Origin of the sequence: uncultured Dialister sp., assembly GCF_900541605.1 — a bacterium.
Lineage (GTDB): Bacteria > Bacillota > Negativicutes > Veillonellales > Dialisteraceae > Dialister.
In genome coordinates, this window is the sequence record NZ_UQKJ01000149.1 from 1 (window position 1) to 4205 (window position 4205).

Genomic DNA, 4205 nt, shown 5'->3' on the forward strand with positions numbered 1-4205 from the left:
CATGAAAATACATGTATAATCGGACTCTGCGAATTAATCAGCGCTTCCCTAGATCTAGCCACTAGCTACCTGATTTGCCGCAGGCGAACCAGCTTTCCTGGCTGCTAACAGCTAGCAGCTAGAAGCCCCCACCCGTTCGCACCACACTCAGCCACAGGACCCCACACCCTGATGACCACAACCGCCCACTTCTTTCGCTGCCCTCGACAAAACCGGCAGTCTCTGATATGATAAAGCCAAGTGTATACAGATGAATTAGCAAAGGAGTTGGTCAGGCTATGCCCTATGACGAGCGGACAGTAGAAGAATTAAGTGAATCAGCGGAAATTACCCCTCCCGGTATACAGCTGGAAGTAAATGGTGAAATCTTTACTACCATCCACAACCTGCTTTGGACCATGAAGGGGGACGTGGAAATCGACCGGGCCGATGAAGCCCGCCTGTACAGCCTGTGGCGTACCACCATCCGTGAGATGTCGCTTATAGAACTCCGCAAAGGACAGGGCCTCCCCATGTCTACCCAGGTAAGCATGCTCCGGGAAGCGTATAATATCGAGACAAAGTACATGGCTGACCAGATTTTCCGTCCGGTGAACGGGAAACTGACCCGCCAGCTCATTGCGAAAGAAAGCGCCTTTGACAAGGCAGAAATGGACGACCTCTTTGAGCGGACCGTATGGCCCTCCATCAAAGAGAACAAAACCGGTAACCAGAAGCACCCCATGGCCTTCATCATTGCCGGCCAGCCAGGCTCCGGAAAAACCCGGATGTCTTCCATGATCATTGAAGAATACAATGGAAATATTGTCCAGTCCATGAGCGATAATTTCCGCGGATTCCATCCCCGCTACAAAAAGCTCATGAAGAAATACGGCCAGTACTGTGCCTACTTCTCCATGGAACAGGGCCAGTACCTGTCGGACCTGACCATGAAGAAAGCGGCGGAAGGGCGGTATCACATCCTCCAGGAAGGTTCCCTGGACAACGTGTCCCACACCATGGAATACATTTCCTACCTGAAGGATATGGGCTATGAAATCTGCGTCCTCCTCCGGGCGTGCCCGAAGAAAGAAAGCTGGAAAGCCATTCACCAGCTCTTCCTCCAGCAGCGGCTGAAAGCGCCGGGCCTGTCCCGCCTCATTACGAAGGACTACCACGATAAGGCCTGCATGGCATTTCTTTCCGCCACCAATGACCTCATCAGCCAGAACCTCATGGACCGGCTCATCATCAAGAGCCCGAAGGGCCTTCTCTACGACAGCGATGACATGCCCACAGAACGGGTAAGCGAACTTCTGGCCAGGCGAATGGTAAAATAAATCATCAATGGCAGCGCTCCGGCGCCGCCATTTTCTTTTTTATGTAAGGGAAGTGAATCCTTTGAATCCGAAAGAACAGTTCCTCGAAGCCGCCAACGCCCTGGGCCTCGACGCCTGCGGCGCCTGCAGCGTCATATTCGAAGACACCCTGGAAAAGAATCTCTCCCGCACCGGCCCCATCCCCTTTGCGCCGCCGGAAATCAGAAAACGCCTGTCCCCGGAGGAACTCCTCCCCGGAGCCCGGTCCTTCTTCGTTATCCTTTTCCCCTACAAAACAGAAGATGAAGAGCAAGCAAACATTGCCCTCTACGCCCGGCCCAGGGACTACCACCGCATCAATCACCGGTACATGGAGAAAATCGAGGAAGAAATGAAAGCCCTCTACCCTGATGAATCCTTTCTCTCCCTCACCGACACATCTCCCATGGTGGACCGGTGACTCGCCTACGCCGCGGGGCTCGGATTCTTCGGCAGGAACCACTGCCTCATCCATCCCGCCTACGGCTCCTATGTCACCATCGGCGCCATACTGACCACCCTTGCCCTGACGCCGGACAGGCCCCTCTCCCTTTCCTGCGGAGACTGCCATGCCTGCATCGGAGCCTGCCCCGGACAGGTGCTGGGCGGAAAAACCTTCAATCCCTGGCACTGCAAGTCCTACCTCACCCAGAAAAAGGAGGACCTTACGTCGGAGGAAGAAAAAATCCTTCGAAGGACCCCCTACATCTTCGGCTGCGACGAATGCCAGCGCTGCTGCCCCTACAACCGGAATGCCAGACCCTCGCCGCTTCCGGAAATCCGGGAAGCCCGCATCCCCTTCGTCTCCGGTGAAAGGCTCTCCGCCCTCTCCAACCGCGGCTTTGAGAGGGAATACAGAGAATACGCCTTCGCCTGGCGGGGAAAAAAGGTACTCCTCCGGAATTGGGAGATTGTGAATAAGAAGTAACCGGTAGCTGGTTGTCCGTTCGAACGGCCGGAGCCTTGAGCTGGACAGGCCCTGTGGGCCGGGGATGGGTAGTTGCGTGTACGTGCGCACGAGCGGGGGCTTCTAGCTTCTAGCGACTAGCGACTAGAAGCTAGGAAAACTGGTCCGCCTGCGGCGCTTTCTACCGGATGGTTCCATCAACTTCTTCATGCCGTAGGCTGTCGAGCTTTCCCAGGAGCTAGCAGCTAACAGCTAAAAGCCCCCATCCGTTCGCACGGCGCTTAGCCACAGGACCCCGGCCCGCAGGGCCTGGTCCGCTCAAGGCTCCAGTGACTCCAATCGTAAGCACGAAAAGGACTGATGACACAGGTCATCAGTCCTTCTTTTATTTCTGTACCACCGTTTCGTGGAGCTTTGTACCATCCGGCAGGTAGCCCGTAAGAACGAGACGGTCATCACTGGCCTCCAGCACCGAGTAATTATCGGTCTCCGGCTGGGGCGCCACGTATTCATCCAGGCTGTGCCGCTTCCAGAGTCCCGGATACCGCACATTTCCCGAGAGCCCGTCGATCACATATACCGGTCCCTTCCCGGAGCGCTGGAAATCGTAAATCCGTCCCCGGTCCCTATAGGTGTGGAGATGGGCGGAAATGACAAGATCCACCCCGTTTTCATCAAAAAGGGGCATGAATGTCTTTCCTTCTTCCGAGAAGCCTTCCTCCCGATGGGGCCGGCTCTCGTCAGCAAAGCCGTACTGCAGGGGATCCTTGTGCATGAGCACCACTTTCCACTTCTGCTTCGTTCCCTTCAGGTCCTTTTCCAGCCAGCCCTTTTCTTTTTCATAAAGCTCCGGCAGCCATTCTCCCTCCTCAGTCAGGGACGTGTCGAGAACCGCAAAGTGCACATCCCCCCAGTCGAAGGAATAGTAATGGTTCTGCATTTTTTCGTCACCGTTGCCGGGCAGGGAGAAATGGGTAAGGTACCGGTCCGGCATGTGGTTCTTCCAGTCCAGGGAATAGGCCTCATGGTTGCCCAGGGCCGGGGCCACGGGAATCTGGGAAATGGCCGGTTCCACATCTTCCATCCAGGTCTGCCACTGGTATTCATCTTCCCCATTATCCACCAGGTCCCCCAGGGCAATGAAAAACGACGCATCTTCCTGGGCCTTCGTGGCGTTGGCGAAAAGATTCTTCCAGTCCCTATAATCGGAGCTCTGGGAATCGGAGGTGACGATGGCCTTGAAGGCTTTCCCGTCGTCCGTCTTCAGGGGATACCAGCTGCTCACTTCATTGCCCTCCCGGGTCCGGTATTCATAGGTTTTCCCCTTTTCCAGGTTATCCAGCACCGCCGTATAGATGGTGCCGTCTTTGATACCCTTATTTCCTTTCAGGTTCTTTTGGGTAGCCGGCACGGTGTAAATGGATTCGGACCCCTGCTCCCTGTATTCCAGGGATTCTTCGTTGGCCGAAGGCATTTCCCACATGACAGTCCGGCCCTTTGTATTGTCTTTGGCCACCACCTGCCGCACAGCGAAGGGCTTCATGGTTTCCTTCACCGGACCTGACTGTGCCTGCTTCGAAGCAGGCATCGTGCTGCCTCCGCAGCCCGCCAGGGAAGCGGCCAGTACCACCGCAGCCCCAAGAGCTGCCCATTTCTTATTCATAGTGAATCTCTCCTTACTTATATAATCTAGAAAATACGATGTAACCGTTTTTCCTATTGTATAAGTTAAAGTAAAGTTCAAGTCAAGGGGGAGTATATACATATAGCAAATTCAATATTACCCAGGCCAGGCGAGAGATCGAGATCGAGGTCGAGACCGAGGGAATCCTTCTGCGGCTAAAAGAAAGAGTTAAGATTTGAGAGTTGAGGTCAAACGGCTGATCAGCTTTCCTAGCCGCTAAAAGCTAGGGAAACGCTGATTAAATAGGCTTTTTACAAGCGCTAATTATTCACAGCCA

General features: G+C 54.5%; 4 protein-coding genes. 3 read left to right on the forward strand and 1 reads right to left on the reverse strand.

The genetic code is table 11. The features are described from left to right. Nucleotides 1-278 precede the first annotated feature (278 nt). The 3 genes from QZR21_RS08310 (at nt 279) to QZR21_RS08320 (ending at nt 2265) form a co-directional block, all read left to right on the forward strand. Nucleotides 279-1319 (forward strand): zeta toxin family protein, encoded by a 1041-nt coding sequence (locus QZR21_RS08310; protein ID WP_296099568.1) that lies wholly within the window; start codon nt 279-281, stop codon nt 1317-1319. A gap of 61 nt (nt 1320-1380) precedes the next feature. Next, entirely contained in the window at nt 1381-1758 is a 378-nt protein-coding gene (locus QZR21_RS08315; protein WP_296974876.1) for a QueG-associated DUF1730 domain-containing protein, read from the forward strand. Nucleotides 1759-1863: 105 nt separating this feature from the next. Next, entirely contained in the window at nt 1864-2265 is a 402-nt protein-coding gene (locus QZR21_RS08320) for a 4Fe-4S double cluster binding domain-containing protein (protein WP_296974881.1), read from the forward strand. A 364-nt stretch (nt 2266-2629) separates the two neighbouring features. Here QZR21_RS08320 and QZR21_RS08325 read toward each other — a convergent pair whose 3' ends face one another. Next, the gene (locus tag QZR21_RS08325; protein WP_296099571.1) at nt 2630-3907 is read right to left on the reverse strand and encodes a metallophosphoesterase family protein; all 1278 of its coding nucleotides are present in this window, start codon (nt 3905-3907) and stop codon (nt 2630-2632) included. Nucleotides 3908-4205: the final 298 nt, after the last annotated feature.